Annotated in this window: 14 protein-coding genes and 3 riboswitches; of the genes, 4 read left to right on the top strand and 10 right to left on the bottom strand. The window is 51.2% G+C overall.

Annotation, left to right across the window (positions count from 1 at the left end):
* Positions 1–4: 4 nt before the first annotated feature.
* The 3 genes from AC0YOB_RS30755 to AC0YOB_RS30745 all read right to left on the bottom strand — a co-directional run bounded on the left by AC0YOB_RS30755 (position 5) and on the right by AC0YOB_RS30745 (position 3,342).
* Positions 5–892 (bottom strand): carbohydrate ABC transporter permease, encoded by an 888-nt coding sequence (locus AC0YOB_RS30755; RefSeq protein WP_210044811.1) that lies wholly within the window; start codon positions 890–892, stop codon positions 5–7.
* A gap of 27 nt (positions 893–919) precedes the next feature.
* On the bottom strand, positions 920–1,687 hold the full coding sequence (locus AC0YOB_RS30750) for an ABC transporter permease (RefSeq protein ID WP_210044810.1): 768 nt from the start codon (positions 1,685–1,687) through the stop codon (positions 920–922).
* 524 nt (positions 1,688–2,211) lie between these two features.
* Complete coding sequence (locus AC0YOB_RS30745; protein WP_475796019.1) at positions 2,212–3,342, bottom strand: glycoside hydrolase family 88 protein; 1,131 nt, start codon at positions 3,340–3,342, stop codon at positions 2,212–2,214.
* A 112-nt stretch (positions 3,343–3,454) separates the two neighbouring features.
* Here AC0YOB_RS30745 and AC0YOB_RS30740 point away from each other — a divergent pair, with 112 nt between their 5' ends.
* Positions 3,455–4,333, top strand: a complete 879-nt coding sequence (locus AC0YOB_RS30740) for a helix-turn-helix transcriptional regulator (protein ID WP_475796018.1) — start codon at positions 3,455–3,457, stop codon at positions 4,331–4,333.
* Positions 4,334–4,657: 324 nt separating this feature from the next.
* On the opposite strand, the gene AC0YOB_RS30735 is transcribed toward AC0YOB_RS30740, so the two are convergent.
* From AC0YOB_RS30735 to gcvH, 4 genes are all read right to left on the bottom strand, one after another.
* Positions 4,658–5,671, bottom strand: a complete 1,014-nt coding sequence (locus AC0YOB_RS30735) for an aldo/keto reductase (protein ID WP_475796017.1) — start codon at positions 5,669–5,671, stop codon at positions 4,658–4,660.
* 162 nt (positions 5,672–5,833) lie between these two features.
* The gene (locus AC0YOB_RS30730; RefSeq protein WP_475796016.1) at positions 5,834–6,832 is read right to left on the bottom strand and encodes a copper amine oxidase N-terminal domain-containing protein; all 999 of its coding nucleotides are present in this window, start codon (positions 6,830–6,832) and stop codon (positions 5,834–5,836) included.
* Between the two features lie 516 nt (positions 6,833–7,348).
* Complete coding sequence (locus AC0YOB_RS30725; RefSeq protein ID WP_475796015.1) at positions 7,349–8,374, bottom strand: alpha/beta hydrolase family protein; 1,026 nt, start codon at positions 8,372–8,374, stop codon at positions 7,349–7,351.
* Between the two features lie 238 nt (positions 8,375–8,612).
* Complete coding sequence (gene gcvH / locus AC0YOB_RS30720) at positions 8,613–9,005, bottom strand: glycine cleavage system protein GcvH (RefSeq protein ID WP_475796014.1); 393 nt, start codon at positions 9,003–9,005, stop codon at positions 8,613–8,615.
* A gap of 297 nt (positions 9,006–9,302) precedes the next feature.
* Positions 9,303–9,421, bottom strand: a riboswitch (glycine riboswitch).
* 135 nt (positions 9,422–9,556) lie between these two features.
* A riboswitch (glycine riboswitch) is annotated at positions 9,557–9,661 on the top strand.
* 3 nt (positions 9,662–9,664) lie between these two features.
* Positions 9,665–9,762: riboswitch (glycine riboswitch) on the top strand.
* A 105-nt stretch (positions 9,763–9,867) separates the two neighbouring features.
* Between gcvH and gcvT the strand changes: the two genes are divergently transcribed.
* The 3 genes from gcvT to gcvPB are packed head-to-tail and all read left to right on the top strand — an operon-like array spanning position 9,868 to position 13,859.
* Positions 9,868–10,980: a glycine cleavage system aminomethyltransferase GcvT gene (gcvT, locus tag AC0YOB_RS30715; protein ID WP_475796013.1), complete on the top strand. Its 1,113-nt coding sequence runs from the start codon at positions 9,868–9,870 to the stop codon at positions 10,978–10,980.
* A 6-nt stretch (positions 10,981–10,986) separates the two neighbouring features.
* The gene (gcvPA, locus tag AC0YOB_RS30710) at positions 10,987–12,345 is read left to right on the top strand and encodes an aminomethyl-transferring glycine dehydrogenase subunit GcvPA (protein WP_475796012.1); all 1,359 of its coding nucleotides are present in this window, start codon (positions 10,987–10,989) and stop codon (positions 12,343–12,345) included.
* 50 nt (positions 12,346–12,395) lie between these two features.
* Positions 12,396–13,859: an aminomethyl-transferring glycine dehydrogenase subunit GcvPB gene (gene gcvPB / locus AC0YOB_RS30705; protein ID WP_475796123.1), complete on the top strand. Its 1,464-nt coding sequence runs from the start codon at positions 12,396–12,398 to the stop codon at positions 13,857–13,859.
* 323 nt (positions 13,860–14,182) lie between these two features.
* Here gcvPB and AC0YOB_RS30700 read toward each other — a convergent pair whose 3' ends face one another.
* The 3 genes from AC0YOB_RS30700 to AC0YOB_RS30690 all read right to left on the bottom strand — a co-directional run bounded on the left by AC0YOB_RS30700 (position 14,183) and on the right by AC0YOB_RS30690 (position 18,094).
* Positions 14,183–15,139, bottom strand: coding sequence for a phytanoyl-CoA dioxygenase family protein (locus AC0YOB_RS30700; RefSeq protein WP_475788102.1), 957 nt, complete (start codon positions 15,137–15,139; stop codon positions 14,183–14,185).
* A gap of 208 nt (positions 15,140–15,347) precedes the next feature.
* A complete protein-coding gene (locus tag AC0YOB_RS30695) occupies positions 15,348–17,417 on the bottom strand; it encodes a serine hydrolase domain-containing protein (protein WP_475796011.1) in 2,070 nt (689 codons plus the stop codon).
* A 272-nt stretch (positions 17,418–17,689) separates the two neighbouring features.
* Positions 17,690–18,094: a hypothetical protein gene (locus tag AC0YOB_RS30690; RefSeq protein ID WP_475796010.1), complete on the bottom strand. Its 405-nt coding sequence runs from the start codon at positions 18,092–18,094 to the stop codon at positions 17,690–17,692.
* Positions 18,095–18,182 lie beyond the last annotated feature (88 nt).

Raw genomic sequence — 18,182 nt, 5'->3', positions numbered from 1 at the left:
CCTATCAACCTTTTACGGCGCCGATCATAATCCCTTTGACAAAATATTTTTGCAGGAAAGGATAAACCATAATGATCGGGAGGGTGGTAACGAGCAGTATGGCCGCCTTTACCGATTCCGCGGTGTAATTCTGCCCGGAGCTGTCTACGATTTCTCCTCCTCTTACACTCGCCATCGCAGCATCCTGGGCATTGTTAAGCACATCTCTCAAGAGGATTTGCAATACCTTGATTTCGCCATTCGATATATAAATCATCGCGTCGAACCAGGCATTCCATTGGCCTACCAGGGACCACAAGGTTATGGTTGCGATAATAGGCGTTGACAGCGGCAAAACAATTTTGAAGAAAATGGTAAAGTCATTGGCTCCATCCATATAAGCGCTCTCTTCAACCTCAACAGGCAAAGAAGTGAAGAAATTGCGGATGATTACGATGGTATACGCACTGCAAAGCCCGGGAAGTACCAGTGACCATATGGAATTGAGCATATGCAGCTCTTTGACAAGCAAATAGGTCGGAATCAATCCGCCTCCAAAAAACATCGTGAAAATAATCAAGCCCATCCACATTTTTCTTCCAAGCAGATATCTTTTCGACAGCGGATAGGCAAGCATGGCCGAAACCACAACCGTAAGAACGGTTCCCAGCACGGTGCGCAGGATGGTCCAGTAATAGGCCTCCAATATGGAGCCCGTCGCAAAAATCTGCGTATAGGAGTCAAAGGTAGGGTTGCTGGTAAACAGGTGAAGGCCGATTTCGCCCGATTCATTGGACGGACTAAGCGAAATCACGATTTGCTGGACAAATGGAAATACAACAGTCAGACATATGAACACCATTAGGGAGATATTAAAGATATCAAATGCTCTTGCCCCTATGCTTTTTTTCATGTGTACACTCCTTTATTCCGTTAAAAGCTAGAAGACCGTATAGTTAGAAAGCTTGCCTACGATCCAGTTGGCAGCCAATACAAGTATGAGCGCAATAACGCTTTTCGCTATGCCGACTGCAGTGGAGAAGCTGTATTGCATTTCCACGAGGCCGACCCGGTATACAAATGTATCGATGATATCAGCCGTTGGCATGACCATGGAATTGTAAAGGTTAAAGATCTGATCGAAGCCTCCATCCAGAATCCCGCCGAGTCCAAGGACAAAAAGCATGGCTATGGTAGGCAATATACTGGGGATCGTAATATATAGACATTGCTTAAACCGTCCTGCGCCATCGATGGTGGCAGATTCATACATATCCGTGTTTATCCCGGCAATGGCGGCTAAATAGATGATGCTGCTGTACCCGATTTCCTTCCATACATTGGAAACCAGCAGGATTTGCAGAAAAGATTTGCTGTCGCCGAGCAGCACTTGAGGCTTCCAGCTAAAGGTATCCGCCAATAATCCATATAAACCGTAGCTTGGCGATACCAGTTGAAATATCAGGCCCGCTACAATGATCCAGGAAAGAAAATGCGGAAGATATGAAATCGTTTGCACAATTCGCTTGAATTTGTTGGAAACCAGTTCATTCAACAGCAGGGCAAAAATGATCGGTGTAGGAAAACCTACGAGAATCTTCAACAGACTAATTTTCACCGTATTTCCCGTGACGGTCCAGAAATATTTCATTTCAAACATCTGGTGGAAATACTTGAAGCCTACCCACGGACTTCCGAATATGCCCACCTGCGGGTCATACTCCTTAAAAGCAAGAAGAATGCCATACATCGGACCGTATCTAAACAGTAAGAAATAAATGAGACCGGGCAGCAGCAGCAAGAATAGAAATCTCTGCTTCATTAAAGTTGGAAGTATGCCTGTTCTTTTTTTAGGATTATGGATATTTAATCCAATTTTACCATTTACTGCACTCACGCTCATCTCCTGCCTCTCTTCTTTGTTAACATCTTGAGAAAGCGCTTATCCTTCATGCCGCATGAATCTGTCCGCACAGCAATGGAATCGCTTTCGTTTCTTTCCCTTCACTTCATTGCCTGTATTTATTGTAACGCTTTCATATTTTAAAGGAATGATTTTTCTTTACAAAACTTGATGTATTTTTACTCCTTGCGCTTCTCCAGACTATTTCCCCCTGCTCCGCCCTTCCGCATCCATCGACAAAATCGGCGTGGGCCTGGTCATGCAAAAATGGCCCGCAAGAGAGCCGCTTTTTGCAAAGCGTCCTTCTTGCGGGCCACAATTCGTCTGGATTAGCGTCCGTACCAGTAACCGGGAATCCCTTTGTCGAGCCGCAGCAGCGCTTCAAGGAAGAAATAATCGCCCCAGATCACGAAATCATCGGGCGATGCGCCGCTTCTCACCGAATACGAGCCATGTCTCAGGAAGCCTTGCTCGTCCCTGTCGCCGGCTGTAAAGTAATGATTAATAAGGGAAGTCATGGACTGCTGCACCGACGTCAGAAAGAATTCCCGCTCCGGATCATCGTCCGGCAGATGCCCGATAAGCTCGAGCAGGCCGCAAGCGGTAATCGCGGACGCCGAGCTGTCCCTTGGTGTGCCGGCGGTCTGAGGAGCGTCGAAATCCCAGTAGGCCACATGGTCCTCGGGCAGATGGGCGATGAAATACCGCGCGAGCCGTTTGGACGCTTCCAGAAACTGCGGCTCCTTGAAATAGCGGTAAGCCAACGCGAAGCCATAAATCCCCCAGGCTTGGCCGCGGGTCCAGGTCGAACCGTCTTTGAAGCCCTGATGTGTTCCACCGCGGATGGAATCGCCTGTCTCCGGATCAAAATAAAACGTATGGTAGGAGGAGTCATCCCCCCGCACAAGAAAGCGCCGGCTCTTCTCGGCATGGATATAAGCCGCCTCCGCATATTTCCGGTCTCCCGTCTGTTCGGTGGCCCAGCACAGCAGCGGGAGGTTCATCAAGCAATCGATAATAATCCGTCCGCCGTTCTGCGGATCTCCTTCCTGTCCCCATGCCTGGAAAAGCTGCGATTCCGGCCTCCACCGTTTCATAAGAACATCCGCTGCCTGCAGGGCCAATTCCCTGGCGGATTCATCCTGCTCCACAATCCACTGCGCCTTGGCGGACAGGGAATACAGAAATCCGATATCGTGATGATCCAGATGACTCCCCTGCTCCATTCTTCTTTTGAAGGAAGCAACGCTTTGCAGCGCAGCCTCACGGATTGCCTGATCCTGGTTGTATTCATAGCTCAGCCATAAGATTCCCGACCAGAAGCCTTCCGTCCAGCCTGTATTGTTCACTAGCTCATACTTGCCGTCCCCATTGCTTACATGCGGAAACTTGTCCTTGAAACGGTTCATATTGGCGGTTGTTGAAAGGATGGTTTGTTCAATTGCGGTTTTCCAGCTCATGAATGCCTCCTATGTGCTTTTTTGCTTTCAGCACCTATTATAGGAGCAGTCTACCGTTGATTTGTTGTGCTATTATATAGGTAAATTGCGAATTTGAAAGGAAACCTGCCCGATGTCCTTCTTGCAGCGGATCGAGTTTGAATTAGGGTCATTCTCCTACAGCTACAAGCAAAAAACGGAAAAATCCCGCTGGTACCATGCCCACCGGGGAATTGAGATGCTGTATATCTACGAAGGCGAAGGCGAGGTTATGCTGGAGGGCAAATATTATCCGCTTGGCAGGGGAACCGTGATCTGGATTCAGCCCTATCAGCTGCATCTTGTCGATGTGCCTTCCAGCTCCAATTCTCTATATGTGCGTACCAATCTGACCTTTGATCCTCATTCGCTGGCCGCTTATCTGGCTCCCTTTCCCGGCCTGCTGCGTTTTTATGAAAGACTGTGGAAGGGCAATTTGCCAAAACAGGTGTTTTCGCTTCAGGAAGGATATCCTCTGACCGGCATATTGGAAGAAGTGCAGCAGATTCGTCATGCCCCGTCTGCAGAGCATGAGGAAAGCTTTGGTCTTGTCATGCTGAGATTGCTTCGTTTTCTGCAGCAAAACGTATTTGCGGAAAGTCTTTCCGGTGCCGGTGCCCATGCGAGTCCGCGCGCTTTAAGACATGTGGAGAACATAACGGAATGGGTGGAAAAACATTATCACCGCCCCTTCCGCCTGGAAGAAATGGCCGATGATCTGTTCCTCTCTCCGTATCATCTGTCGCATTTGTTCAAAGCGTCCACAGGCATTACCCTCTCGGATCATATTACGTTCCGCAGGATCAGGGAGGCTTGCTCGCTTCTGGCAAACACCTCCAAAACGATCCGGGAAATTGCGTTTGAGGTCGGCGGCTTGAGTTCATCCTACTTCTGCCAGATGTTCAAGAAGAATAAAGGCATCACTCCTGAAAATTACCGGAGAACCATTCACGATTTGCAGGCAAAGATGTAAGGAGGAACACCTCTTCGCCGTCTAGAAGTCTGGTGAATAACAGACGGAGCAGGCGGAAATAGTCTGGAGAAGCGTAAGCTGAAAACTTTCGCAAGAACGCGCTTCGGAAGCATCCACTTACACTTACGACCTTTGTACCCCGTATGTTGTATACAAATGAACCAGGGTCGATTGGGGGCTTCCTGCTTAAGCTCCTGCTGCATCAAACCGATCCCTTCCTGTTGCTCCTGATGGTATGATCAACTTCGCTTCAACAATCAAAAACAGCCCCCAGCCTTGTCATCAAGGTGAGGGCTGACGCTTATTGCAAGCTACATGCAGTACTTACCTGCGCCGCAGGCGCTTATCTGTAAGAGCAGGCGGATCGGCGGCATAGTTGTCGGACGGATTGAGGTCCGTGCCCGGAGGAACAATTTCATCGATGCGGTCGAGCATCTCCCCGTTTAATTCCAGGTCCGCGCCAGCCAGAAGACTCTCAAGCTGCTCCTGCGTGCGGGGGCCGATGATCACCGAGGTGATAGCCGGATGCGAGAGGACGAACGCCAGCGCAAGATGCGGCAGCGGCAGCCCCGCCTCACTGGCAAGAGCGGTAAGTTTCCGCAGTGCTTCGGCTTTGGCCTGGTTGGCCGGTATCGCCGGATCGTAAAGCGTCGGTCTTCCTGAAGCCCGGTGACTCGCCATTTGATCAGCACGCCCGGATAGCCAGCCGCCGTTCAGCGGACTGTACGTGAGCACACCCATTCCGTAGCGCTGCGCGGTTGGCAGCACCGCGGCTTCGAGTTTCCGCGTAAAAATGGAGTACATCGGCTGCTCCGTGAGAAAACGTTGGCAGCCGCCGCGCTGTGCCGCCCATTGCGCCTCAACGATCAGCTCAGCAGGGAAGGTGGATGAGCCAATCGCTCTCACTTTTCCGGCCCGGACCAGATCCGTGAGCGCTGACAGCGTCTCGCTGATGTCGGTATTGGGGTCCGGACGGTGGATTTGGTAGAGATCGATATAATCCGTGCCGAGCCGCCTGAGACTGTCTTCTACTTCGCGTTTGATCCACCGGGCCGAGCCCCCGCGCCGGTTGAGGTCCTCGCCCATGGGCAAACCGAACTTCGTCGCGAGAACCACGTCATGCCGGCGTCCCTTGAGCGCCTTGCCGACAATCTCCTCCGACTCTCCCCTGGAATAGACGTCAGCCGTGTCGATGAAGTTGACTCCTGCGTCCAAAGCCGTATGAATAACGCGAACCGACTCGTCATGGTCAGGATTGCCCATTGCTCCGAACATCATCGTTCCAAGCGTGAACTCACTAACCGATATGCCGGTTCCGCCTAGAATTCTATGCTTCATAGGTTTCTCCTCCTTATTTTTACGATCATGCCGTACATTATTCCCAAAGGAATGCAGGCTCCATCCCTCGTTCGCCTCCCGGCTCCTTGACGATTATCCGGTTTAGCTTGCTATTTACGAATGTTATCTGATGGAGTATGCTCCATGTCAAACGTTATTTCTTTACTTAATGACGGAATCGGTACGTTGCTCGCCGGTCTTCATGATTTCCAGCGTTCCGGTTTTTGTTTCCCCGTGATCGTAGCCCGTCTGCGTCAATTTCCCGTCCGCATCTACATAGCCGTATTCCGACCAGCCTTCTGGTCCGAAAATGCGGAAATAGGAATATACGTAATCGCCACTCGGCTTCGGAGCGATACCTTGGCCGTCGGTCCATTGCTGGTTCATGAAGCTTTGAAACGCATTTTCTTTGGTGCATGTCGTGCAGTTTAGGCGCCCCTGCCAAGTTACCAAGGCGAAATCGTCCTTGATTTCGACCTGCGACACAATATCGTCCTCGAACCTATAGAAACGGAGCGCTTCGCCTTCCGGAAACAGCGTCGTAACGCCGTCCCTATCTCCAACATAGCTGCGCGGCGTGAGCGGATCATGCGTATAATACAGATCGCCGCCAAGGCCATTCGCAATCTTTCGCGCATCCTTAAGGTCACCCTCTAACAATGTACGTTGATCCTTCGCACTCAATTTCGAGTCAAGGGCGGCGATATGGTCGTGCCAGGTTACTTTATAGCCGAACTGGGTACCGAGAAACCGCAGCGGCACATACGCCCGGTTATTGTACAGCTTCATTGGAGCATCAAGCTTCACGGTGCTGTGACTTGTGCCGCCGGACATCTCACGGTCGATAACGGCGACCTGACTGTTCGATTTAAACCGGGCCGTATCGGACCACCTGCGAACCGTTGCCGTACTTGTTTTGGCATCCCACTGCACCGCAGCTCCGAATGCTTCAGCAACCACGCGAAGCGGTATAAGCACCCGTCCTTGGTCGATAATCGGCGGCGAATCCGATTGTACCGCCTTTCCCATTACCGTAATTTGAACGCCGGCTGAGGCGGCTTCGGCCTGCGTCGCCATTCCCAGCCACGTCATGAACGGTACGCCCGCAAGTAAGACCGTGGCGATCGCAACAGTAATTCCTTTTCGAACCATCCTCATCATTGTGATTCTCCTTTTAAGTTGTGATTATTGTAACAGCTGTTCACCATGCATTTTAGACGCAGCTCTACAGTTAAAGGTTCCAGAAAACAGCCTTTCTGGAAAGGAAATTACTCAATTAATCTGCCAGTTGGCTTAACGCTTATCGGCAGTCTAACAGTTTATTTTCACTGAACAGTGACTAGGAAATCAAGCTCGGAATTGGTCAAATTCGCTCGTGATCGCCGATTTTCCCTCCGTGGAACACGTGCAAAAAACTAATGGAGCGGTACGTTCCATTGCTGGTATCCCAATGATTTTCAACCTTCGGTGGTATGTTGTTTTTAAATTAGATACAAAGCTAAAAAACAGACCGATAGCTATTTCAAATCGGTCTGTTTTCCTTTTATTGGTTAAATTAGGGTCCGCCGTTCGTTTGGCCCCCTTCCGATATGCCCAAGCAAGCTGAGTTTCAAATAACTAAATTTGTTTCCTTTTTGCCCGGAAGGTTCAATAGAAATAATTGCCGATTCAAAACCTTCACAAGTTATGCTCCTGACGGTGAAACCAATTGTAGGCCAATCTGCCCGATATTTCATGTTCACCCTCAAAGAGGTCTAATTCAAGACGGTCAGCAGCTCCCAATAATTCATAAACGCGTTGAAGCTTGCCATACGCTTCCCTGGTGGCTTGAACAGGGAAAATCGGGTCCTGCGTCCCGGCTTCAATCAGCAGCGGTCTAGGAGCGATCAGACTGAGCAGATCAGGCATTTCTGCAGCAAGAGACAACCCGGGGACATAGTTGTCGACACAATGATGGATGGATAAAATGCTGTCTTTGAAGGTGTTGGTAAATCCGCTTACTACCGCAGCAGAGATTCTGTCATCGATGGCGGCCGCATACGAGCATACGAGACCTCCGCCGGAGATGCCCATGCATCCAATACGCTCCAGATCAACATCCTGACGGGTGAACAGATAATCCACACATCGGAGCGTCTCAAATACCCGGTAACCCGCCATCGTTTGGCCTACAGCCAGAAGAAAGGTTGATAGCTTATGGCAGGAGTTCGAGGCCTGGGCATCCTCATCCTCCTTTAGTTTACGGTCCCCAAATCCCAGCAGCTCAGGCGCCAGGGTGAGAAAACCCTGATTGACAAGCTCGACGGCAAAATCCTTCTGGTACCCTGGATGGCCCGTTTTTTTCGTGCCGTCGGGATTGAGGCCCACTATATCCTTGCTGCCATATCCATGCCCGTGACAAGCGATAACCGCCCCTGGATGGCCATTGCTTTCTTTGGGGATAAGGACATAGATTGGCATATAGAGCTGTGGATAGGTCTGAATTTGAACGCGTTGACGAATATAGGTTCCGCAATCCTCCGATTCCAGCAGTACCGGCGAAAGACTTGGCACCTCTTCGGGAAATCCGCCCAGCAATTGAACCAGTCGTTTCCGCAGACGACTCCTCCACTCCTCCCATTCCTGCTGCGAATCCGCGCGAAAGCTTTCAACGGGTTGGATATTGTCATATAATTGCTTCAGATACAAATCCGGGTTCCACATAAAAATCCCTCCTGCATTCTAGTACTCAAATTCATCCTTCGAAATTCATTCGAGATTGATAGACCAATCCCTTCAAGTCAGGAAGCATTTATTTGGGACAGCTGTCCGGTGGAAGAGGCCGGGATTGAAATCGCTTGCAAAATAGTGGAGGCGGATCATTCCTTATGTTCTTCGAGGAAGCCATCCGCCCCCAGGCGAATGGGCATTCCTCAAATCCTTACAATATCTCCCTTCCTCCTTAGTTGGAAGCAATGAACTTTTCGTAGCTCTCCGCGCTCAGAAGTCCGGCTACCATTTCCGTGGCATCACCATCCACCTCAACCTCAATAATCCAGCCTTCGCCATAAGGATCTTCATTCACTTTTTCCGGTGAGTCCAGCAGACTCTCGTTCACTTTCGTTACCTTACCGCTTACGGGGCTGAATAGATCGGAAACGGTTTTGACCGATTCGATCGTTCCCATTGGCTGATTGGCCTCCAGCAGGGCATCGACCTCGGGCAGCTCCACGAACACGATATCTCCGAGCTGATTTTGCGCGAAGTCCGTTATTCCAATTCGTACCGTGGCTCCATGCGCCTCAACCCACTCATGCTCTTCCGAATACCGCAGCCCTGCTTTTACATCGCTCATATTTGCACCCTCTTTTTGATTATTTGTCCAAAGCCGTGAGACTGATCCTGCCGGAACCAGGCATCTGACGTAAGTCGTTTTCATGCACATGTTGAAACGGCTTCGCCGTCCTGCTGGCAGCGGCAGCAAGTTTCTTCCCTCAGTAATGGAAGCAAGTGTGGAGGTAGTTTATCTTTTCTTAATTTTCAAAAAAAAGGACAGAGAACAGGCTTTATGCCGTGTTCTCTGTCCCGGGTACCTGAGAGTTTAAGCGTCATTACCGCTTGCGCTCCCTCAAGTTTGCACTCTCCAGAGTTGCGTCGGATGAAGGTACTTTTACCTGAGAGATTAATCGACCGGCTGGCTGGCCTTGTCGACTTGCCCCTTCGGTGCCGGAGGGTCGTTACACCCGCCTGGTCTCTCCCTGCCATCGTCATCCGCTAATCGTTTATAGATTAATGCAGGTACATCACCATGTCAATAAATCTGACGAATATTTTTTATAAAAAAATATTTTGTTGACTCACACTCTTAAAATCTGTAAGAATATACTATGACAACCAAATAAGCGGATGATGATAAAGGGAGAGATCGCCCATCGGCAGGATGGAGGCGGCGCCGAAGGAGTAAACCTCACATGAGGTGAATCTCTCAGGCAAAAGGACATTTATCGGACGCGACTCTGGAGAGAACGCACGGCATCCTGTAAAGGCCGGCGTCACCCAAGGGGAAAGCCGGATCTATTATTCGGGGTAACTCTCAGGTACAAAGGACAGAGCAAAAAGAAACGCAGGAAAGTAACTTCTACTTTGTGCGCATTCTTTTTGCTTCTGTCCTTATTTGCATTGGCCTGCAATCACGAACCAAAGAGGAGTGAATGAGGATGACCGAATTAATTAGAAAAACCCCGCTATACCCGGTTTATGCCGGCTATCCTGGTATCCGCTGCATCGACTTCTGCGGATGGGAGCTTCCGGTACAGTTCTCCGGCATTCAGGCAGAACATGACGCCGTGCGGCGGCAAGCCGGGTTATTTGACGTCTCGCACATGGGTGAATTTATGATAACCGGTCAATTCGCGGAAGGCTTTCTGCAGAAAATGACGACGAATGACGTGTCGAGGCTGACAGACGGCCAGGCGCAATACACGCTGATGTGCTATCCGGATGGAGGCGTGGTCGATGATTTGCTTATCTATAGGCTAACGGCGGATCAATATATGCTTGTCGTGAATGCATCCAATATCGACAAGGATTTCGAGTGGCTGAGGGAACATTTGATCGGAGACGTCATTCTGGATAATATTTCCGACAAGATGGCTTTGCTTTCCCTGCAGGGGCCTAATGCGGCCGCTGTCCTTGCATCCGCAGGAATCGGAGCGGCGGTGCTCGAGCTGGCCCCCTTCCACTTCAGGAATAAGGTATCTATTGCCGGAGCAAGCACCCTTGTATCCCGAACAGGCTACACCGGCGAAGACGGCTTCGAAATCTACGTGGCAGCGGAGCAGGCTGGCGGTGTCTGGCATGCTTTGATGGCTGCAGGCGAGATGCACGGACTGGTTCCTGCCGGGTTAGGGGCGCGCGATACCCTTCGCTTTGAGGCCCGCTTGCCGCTGTACGGACAGGAACTTTCGAAGACGATTACGCCGCTTGAGGCGGGCGCCGGATATTTCGTCAAGCTTGACAAGGAAATGTTCATCGGACGCGATGCGTTGCTCAGGCAAAAAAACGAAGGTCTCCGCCGCAAACTGGTCGGTATTGAAATGATCGACCGGGGAATTCCCCGCTCTCATTACCCCATCTACATGAATGACTCTTTGATTGGCGAAGTCACATCGGGAACCCAGTCCCCGACGTTGAAGCGCAATCTGGGTCTTGCCTTGATCCATAGTGACTATGCATATCCCGGAACTGTGCTGTGGGTAGAAATCCGCTTGAAGCGGCTGAGGGCTGAGGTCGTCAAGACGCCATTTTATAAAAGGCTTCCAAAGGAGTGATCGAAGATGACCAATATTCACCGCTATATTCCGATGACCGATCAGGATCAGACCGACATGCTGAAGACGGTCGGCGCCTCAACAACGGAGGAATTGTTCCGCGATATTCCCGAATCGATCCGATACCGTGGAGTGCTGCCTATTTCTTCCGCACTCGACGAATTTTCGCTGCTTGAGCATATGAAGGAGCTGGCCGGACGGGACGCCGACATGGACCGCTATAAGAGCTTCCTCGGAGCCGGCATATATGATCACCATATACCGGTTGTCATCAACCATATGATCTCACGCTCCGAATTTTATACCGCATACACGCCTTACCAGCCGGAAATCAGCCAGGGCGAGCTTCAGGCTATCTTCGAATTTCAATCGTATATTTGTGAACTGACCGGTATGGCTGTCGCCAACGCGAGCATGTACGACGGGGTTACTGCCCTGTCCGAAGCCGGTGCGCTTGCGGCCGGGGCGACCAAAAGAAAACAGCTCGTCATCTCGCGCACGGTCCACCCTGAAGCTCGGCAAATGGTGCAAACCATGGCCAAGGGCCTGAATTTGGAGATCCTGGAGATCGGCTATGCAAACGGCGTAACTGACCTCGACGCCCTTCGGGCAGCCGTCAGCTCAAAGACGGCGGCGGTGCTCATCCAGTCGCCAAATTTTTTCGGCTCTGTCGAAGACCTCTCCGCGATCAAGCCGATTATTCATGGAGTTAAAGGGCTATTCATCGTCAGCGCCAATCCGATGTCACTTGGTCTGCTCGAGGCGCCTGGCGAGATCGGCGCAGACATCGTCGTCGGCGATGCGCAGCCGCTGGGTATCCCGCAATCGCTGGGCGGTCCTACCTGCGGCTTTTTCGCTGTCGCGGAGCCGCTCATGCGCCGTATGCCAGGCAGGATCGTCGGTCAGACGACCGACATCGACGGCAAACGCGGCTTTGTGCTGACGCTTCAGGCACGGGAGCAGCATATCCGCCGCGAGAAGGCGACCTCCAACATCTGCTCGAACCAGGCGCTGCTCGCCCTGTGCGCTTCCATTTACTTATCGACAATGGGCAAGGAAGGCTTACGGGAAGCGGCCAACCTGAACCTGCAGAAGGCACACTATGCCGCCCACCAATTTAAGCAGCAATCCGGATTCAAGCTTCCGTTCTCCGCTCCATTCTTCAACGAGTTCGTCGTAAAGCTTCCGGACGGAGCGTCAGTGAAAAATATAAATCTGAAGCTCCTCGAATCCGGCTTTCTCGGCGGCTACGATCTGGGTCTCGCCTATCCGGAGCTTGAAGGGCATATGCTGGTCGCCGTCACTGAAAAACGCACCCGCACCGAAATCGACAGCTTTGTAAGCCGACTGGGGGAATCGATATGACAACGACAACGTCGGGCACCGGCGATACGAACAGGAACGAGGCGAGCCGGATGTCTGCGAAACATGAAAAATCACTTATTTTCGAGCTGAGCAAGCCGGGCCGCGCGGCCTATTCTCTCCCGCCTTGCGACGTGCCGGAAGCGGATCATATTGAATATATTCCGTCCTCGATGCTAAGGGCGGTCCCCGCGCAGCTTCCCGAAGTGTATGAGGTGGACGTCATCCGTCATTACACCGAGCTGTCCCGCCGCAACTTCGGCGTAGACAACGGCTTTTATCCGCTTGGCTCCTGTACGATGAAGTACAATCCCAAAATCAACGAGGATACAGCGCGCTTTGCCGGCTTCGCCAAGATACATCCGTATCAGCCGGAGGAAAGCATCCAGGGGGCGCTCGAGATTATGTACACGCTGCAAAATGATCTCGCTGTACTGACCGGCATGGACCAGGTGACGCTGCAGCCTGCGGCGGGCGCCCACGGCGAATGGACCGGCCTGATGATGATCCGCGCCTACCACGAGAGCAGAGGCGATAAACGGACAAAGGTGATCGTTCCCGACTCGTCGCACGGAACAAATCCGGCAAGTGCGACCGTCGCAGGTTTCGAGACGGTTACGATCAAGTCAAATGAACGCGGCATGGTCGATTTGGATGCTCTTCGCGCGGAGGTGGGCAGTGATACTGCAGCCCTGATGCTCACCAATCCAAACACGCTCGGCCTGTTTGAGGAGCAGATTGTGGAGATCGCGGAGATCGTTCACGAAGCGGGCGGCCTGCTCTATTACGATGGTGCAAACTCTAACGCCATTATGGGAATTACCCGTCCGGGCGATATGGGGTTTGACGTCGTGCATCTTAACCTGCATAAGACGATGAGCACGCCCCATGGCGGCGGCGGCCCCGGTTCGGGTCCGGTCGGCGTGAAGAGCATTCTTATCCCCTTCTTGCCGAAGCCGCTCGTCAGCCGCAGAGAAGACGGATCATACTTCTTTGATTACGAACGTCCCGAATCGATTGGCCGCGTCAAAGCCTTTTACGGCAACTTCGGCATTCTAGTCCGCGCGTATACCTATATCCGGACATACGGTCCGGAAGGGCTGCGGCGCGTATCCGAATGCGCGGTTCTTAATGCCAACTATATGATGCACCGCCTTGCTTCGCATTACGAGATTCCCTATCCTGGCCTGTGCAAGCACGAGTTCGTTATGTCGGGGAGCGGCCTGAAAGCCTTCGGCGTTCGGACGCTGGACGTTGCCAAGCGGCTGCTTGACTTTGGATACCACCCGCCGACCATATACTTCCCGCTTAACGTGGAGGAGTGTATTATGATTGAGCCTACCGAAACCGAGAGTAAAGAGACGCTTGATGGCTTCATTGATACCATGATCCGGATTGCTGAAGAAGCCAGAACCAATCCGGAGCTCGTCATCAACGCGCCCTATAACACGGTTGTCCGAAGATTGGACGAGACGACGGCTGCACGCAAGCCTGTTTTGAACTGTTCATGCAGCTGACAAATTAGAGGAGCGTATACTCATAACACCAAGAAGAAAACGGCTGAAGCCGTCTTTTGGCGGCAAAAGTTAGTTTCTTCCTCAAAATTATCTGAAAAGTAGAGGCCAAATTTTATACTTTCTGACAGTTAAAAAAATGCCCCGCACTCAGCGGTGTCCTCAAGGAATGAGTGAACTTCAGCCCTTGGCGACGAATGCTGTGCGCGGGGCATTTTTGTATGAGGACTTCTGTGAAATCCATTGGCAATAAACAAGAAAACAGCCGCTCATCTCCCGAAGGAAACGGCGGCTTATTGATTAATGCCTGGAGTGTATGAGGCGGTTCAAGTCCGCTCTATTGAACGCCGCACGCTGATCTCAAGCGGAGAATAATCCTCAGCATTCGCTCTGTTCAAATTCATCCGTCTGTCCAGAGGAGTGGCGCGGTTGCACATGAATCTGGGCACCCCGGAATGATTCTGCGACGCGCTATGATAAAGGAACGGATGGCAGAGCAGCACATCGCCAGGAGATGCGGGCGTCTCAACCACCCGCAGATGAAACCCGTTGCTGTCCACATGCGTCTGCTCCATGAACCTTTGAATACGATCACTACCTCCGGGCACAGCCGCTGCAGCCGTGTCGTTCGCATAGATATCAGCTACCGCTGCATCACGGTCTTTTGTATCCGTCAGCTCCCTCAACCAGGGGTGAGAGCGGTTGGCTATCTGGATCGCTTCACCTGCCATAGGACCGTAGTTATGCTCTGCCAGTACATTGGCGACGACTTTATGGGAACCTTCGGCAACCAGTGTGCTTCCGCTGTGTGTGCCGATCTCCGAGAATACGCACAGCAGCAATAAGCCCTGCTCCGGACTGTCAACATAATGCGGACGCATCATTCCGTCCCAGTGCCACCCCTTAGCCGGCACATCCCAAGGGAGATCCGCTCCTGATGCGAAGTTGATCGGCCACCAGCCCCACTGCGTCTTGTCACCGTCCTGCCCATATACGGAGCGTTCCTTCCAACGGCCTTCTCCGACCACATCCTCAATGGCGTCGGCCAGCCTCAAGGTGTTGCATACTTGAAATTCCTCTGCGTCAAACTGTTCCTTGATGTGCACCATCGGCTGATTCCAGGTAGAGCGGTCATTCTTCTTCACACCCTGCTTTTCTATCTCTGTCCAGAGAAAATCTTGCGCGGCAAGCGCCGACTTGCGCGGAAACGCCTCTTCCAGATGAACATATCCGAGTTCGATGAATTGCTCGATTTGTGATTTTGTTAACACTTTAGTTTTCATTATCCCACATCCTATCATGAATGCTGACCTCGTACTTATACTATAAAACGTACTCCCAACATTCACTACGCAGTAAAAGGATTGGATTAACGGTTTTATGACTTGTTATATCTAATATTTTCCAATAAATCCCATCAACAACATGCCGGCATAACGAAAGAGGGAGATGTCTGGACAGCAGACAATCCCCCTCTTTTGGTTTTAGGTATTATTTAATGGAAATATCTATTTTCGAACCGGCTTCGCCGGCAAAAACAATGGAGCCGTTCTCAGGCAGTACGAATTTATGATTGCCGCTGATTACACTGTAGTTCACGCATGTACCCTGTTCGTCATATATGGCAAACGAGCCGTGCACAGGCATCTTCACCTGTATGGTCTTGCCGGCGGCTTTGCCGGATACCGTATACCACTTGGCCAGACCGCTCTCCGGGATCGTCGCTGTCGATTTTTTGCCCGGATAGATCGGCTTCACCGCGGCTTCACTCGCATAGAGGCTTCCTCCTGATTCGAGATATTCGATTCCATCTTCTTTATAGAAGGTAAAGGCCTGGGTATCTCTGCCCGCCATCGTCGGGATCTGCAAGTCGCCGGCCGATGTGTTCGGACCGGTTATTTTTTGGTCCAGCACATAACCGGGCGTTTCTTGGAACAAGTCCAACTTGAGGGTCGGCAGCAGCAAATACGCAAGCGACGTATATTTCTCATCGACCAGGTAATATTTCTTGCCGCTGCGCTCCTTCCATGCCGCAGCAGTCTCTTCCGGTATGCTGTTGGCTTCAAGCTTCTCGGCGGAGTAGTGCGACAAGGCCGTCTGGCCCAGACCCGGCAGCGAGACATATGCCCGGATCCACAGATACGTATGCCCGTTCTCCTCCTGCATGAAGCTGAGCTTCGTGTTTCCGTCCGCACTCATGAACGATCCATCCGCTGTGTACACATATTTCTCTGCCGGAGCCTCCGGCATTTGCACCGACGATACGGACAGTTCGCCTTCCTTGCTGATGTCTGCCTTGATCACTTGATTCGTCGCTCCGTATATTCCCGCTTCATTCATCATTTCCGCCGGCATCGCTGCCTTGACTGGAGCGCCGAACGACTTCTCAGGCTTGATTTCGGCAATGACCCCTTTTTCCTGCAGCGCTCCCAGCAGAATTTCATTCGCCAGCAGCTGGTCCGTCGTGCTGGCGCCGCCGGAAGAGAGAACTGCAGCGGCCATGTTATGCTCGGGAAGCACGACGAGCGAGGCGTGATAGAGAATTGTGTCTCCGCCCTTCGTCAGCGCCTTAATGCCATAATTGCCGAACGGGAACAGATTGACGCTGTCCCAACCAAGCCCGTAATTGACAGACGTATCCGCATCCTCGGGCCACATTCCTCTCTTATACTCTTCCTGCTCCATAGCGGTTACCGAATCTTCTGAGAGTATGCCTTCGGTTTGCCCGGTGAAGATTTGCGAGAAACGGACCAAATCCTCCGCCGTAGAGTAGATGCCGCCGGTTCCGATAACGTTGACTGTCTCGTTCGGCAGCTGTCCCTGATATGTAGGGAAGTAAAGTCCCGCCATGCGGGATGTGTCAGGCTGATCCAGCGGGGTCTTGGTATTGGACATTCCCAGCGGCTGCGTAAAATATTGATGAATATACGAGGTGAAGTCCATGCCGCTGACCTGCTCTACCAAAAGCTCAGCTAATGTAAACCCGTCGTTGCTGTAAACCGAATACGCGCCGGGATCGGCCTTCAGCTTCTGATCCGCTAATTTCTTCAGCAGTATATCGTGCGCGTAGGTATCGTCGTCTTCAAATAAAAAAGCGTTGGTTAGCGTCGAACCGTAAAGTCCGGATGAATGATTCAGCAGCATGCGCGGCGTAATTTGCTTGTAACGCTCATCTTGCATCGTAAAGTCCGGGATATACTGAACGACAGGCGTGTCCAGATCGATTTTCCCTTCGTCTGCCAGCTTCATCACGGCCGCCGTTATGAACATTTTGCTTGTCGACCCGATGCCGTACATCGTGTCCTCCGTCAGCGGCTTTTTTCCCTTCTCGTCGTTGCGGCCGGACTCGCCGGAGATGACAATCCTGCCTTGATCGATAAGAGCATACTGAACGCTTGTCGTATTGTAAGTTCCAGTAAGCAGCTCGGCTTTCTCGGCAGCAGCCTTCCGCGTGGCCTCATAGTCGGGCGTATCGCTTTGACCGGCAGCCATAGCTCCCGTCGGTATCAGCAGCGACACCACAAGTGCCGCAGCCGTCATCCACAATCCTCTTTTTCGCATTAGAACCTCCTAAAATAGTAAAATAGTTTGTTTGCGATGCTTACCGTATCGACCATCCTCCTTCGAAAGCATACGCTTGGGGCAGAATCTATATTTAATACGTAAGAGCGTCCTAAAAGAGTCCATTATTTGAAGTGTCTGTAAAAATATTAATGTTGCTCCGATAAGGTTCGAGTCAAAATTACTCTATCAGACTGGTCCTCTCCCGATCCGGTCATTAAGAAAGGCCAGCCAGATATCTCCGGCTGACCTTTACATTTTTTGATGCATATTTAATCCTTCATAAACCGGGTGCATACTATCCTGCACACAAGAACAAGGCAAAACGAAATGGATTGCAAAAGAATGAGGTTATTTTCCTCTGGTGATAAAAGCATTTTACGTGCCAATACCGTTAAGAAAATATCTGTGAGACGCATGGGATTCCGCAGCCGCAGCAATTCCATTATTTCGAAGACCAGGATCAACGAAAAAATATCCTCTGCTACTTGGTGAAAATCATTCAGAACATCAGACGGTTGGTTTAATAATGTAAACCATTTGCTAATGAATCCGACTATACCAAGGCACAACGCAATGAGAATAAGGATGTAGATCCCAAAGTGCAGCCAGGAGGAAAGCTTATATAGAGCATCAACAGATTTTTTGTAATTCTCACGGTTCATGATTCTTTTCAACTTGATCCCTCTTCGACAGAAATGTTTTACATATTGTGCCCAATTTTTTGTATTCAATCGCCATAACAAGGCTGCGATACATATTTGG

Source organism: Paenibacillus sp. JT31N17, assembly GCF_056269255.1.
The sequence above is the reverse complement of the archived record's forward strand: the minus strand, read 5'-3'. Positions and strand labels throughout refer to the sequence as shown.

Excerpts from the sequence above, each read along its gene's own strand:
- AC0YOB_RS30755 (WP_210044811.1), bottom strand. The coding sequence starts at position 892 with ATGAAAAAAAGCATAGGGGCAAGAGCATTTGATATCTTTAATATCTCC.
- AC0YOB_RS30745 (WP_475796019.1), bottom strand. The coding sequence starts at position 3,342 with ATGAGCTGGAAAACCGCAATTGAACAAACCATCCTTTCAACAACCGCC.
- AC0YOB_RS30740 (WP_475796018.1), top strand. The coding sequence starts at position 3,455 with ATGTCCTTCTTGCAGCGGATCGAGTTTGAATTAGGGTCATTCTCCTAC.
- AC0YOB_RS30735 (WP_475796017.1), bottom strand. The coding sequence starts at position 5,671 with ATGAAGCATAGAATTCTAGGCGGAACCGGCATATCGGTTAGTGAGTTC.
- AC0YOB_RS30730 (WP_475796016.1), bottom strand. The coding sequence starts at position 6,832 with ATGATGAGGATGGTTCGAAAAGGAATTACTGTTGCGATCGCCACGGTC.
- AC0YOB_RS30725 (WP_475796015.1), bottom strand. The coding sequence starts at position 8,374 with ATGTGGAACCCGGATTTGTATCTGAAGCAATTATATGACAATATCCAA.
- gcvH (WP_475796014.1), bottom strand. The coding sequence starts at position 9,005 with ATGAGCGATGTAAAAGCAGGGCTGCGGTATTCGGAAGAGCATGAGTGG.
- gcvT (WP_475796013.1), top strand. The coding sequence starts at position 9,868 with ATGACCGAATTAATTAGAAAAACCCCGCTATACCCGGTTTATGCCGGC.
- gcvPA (WP_475796012.1), top strand. The coding sequence starts at position 10,987 with ATGACCAATATTCACCGCTATATTCCGATGACCGATCAGGATCAGACC.
- gcvPB (WP_475796123.1), top strand. The coding sequence starts at position 12,396 with ATGTCTGCGAAACATGAAAAATCACTTATTTTCGAGCTGAGCAAGCCG.
- AC0YOB_RS30700 (WP_475788102.1), bottom strand. The coding sequence starts at position 15,139 with ATGAAAACTAAAGTGTTAACAAAATCACAAATCGAGCAATTCATCGAA.
- AC0YOB_RS30695 (WP_475796011.1), bottom strand. The coding sequence starts at position 17,417 with ATGCGAAAAAGAGGATTGTGGATGACGGCTGCGGCACTTGTGGTGTCG.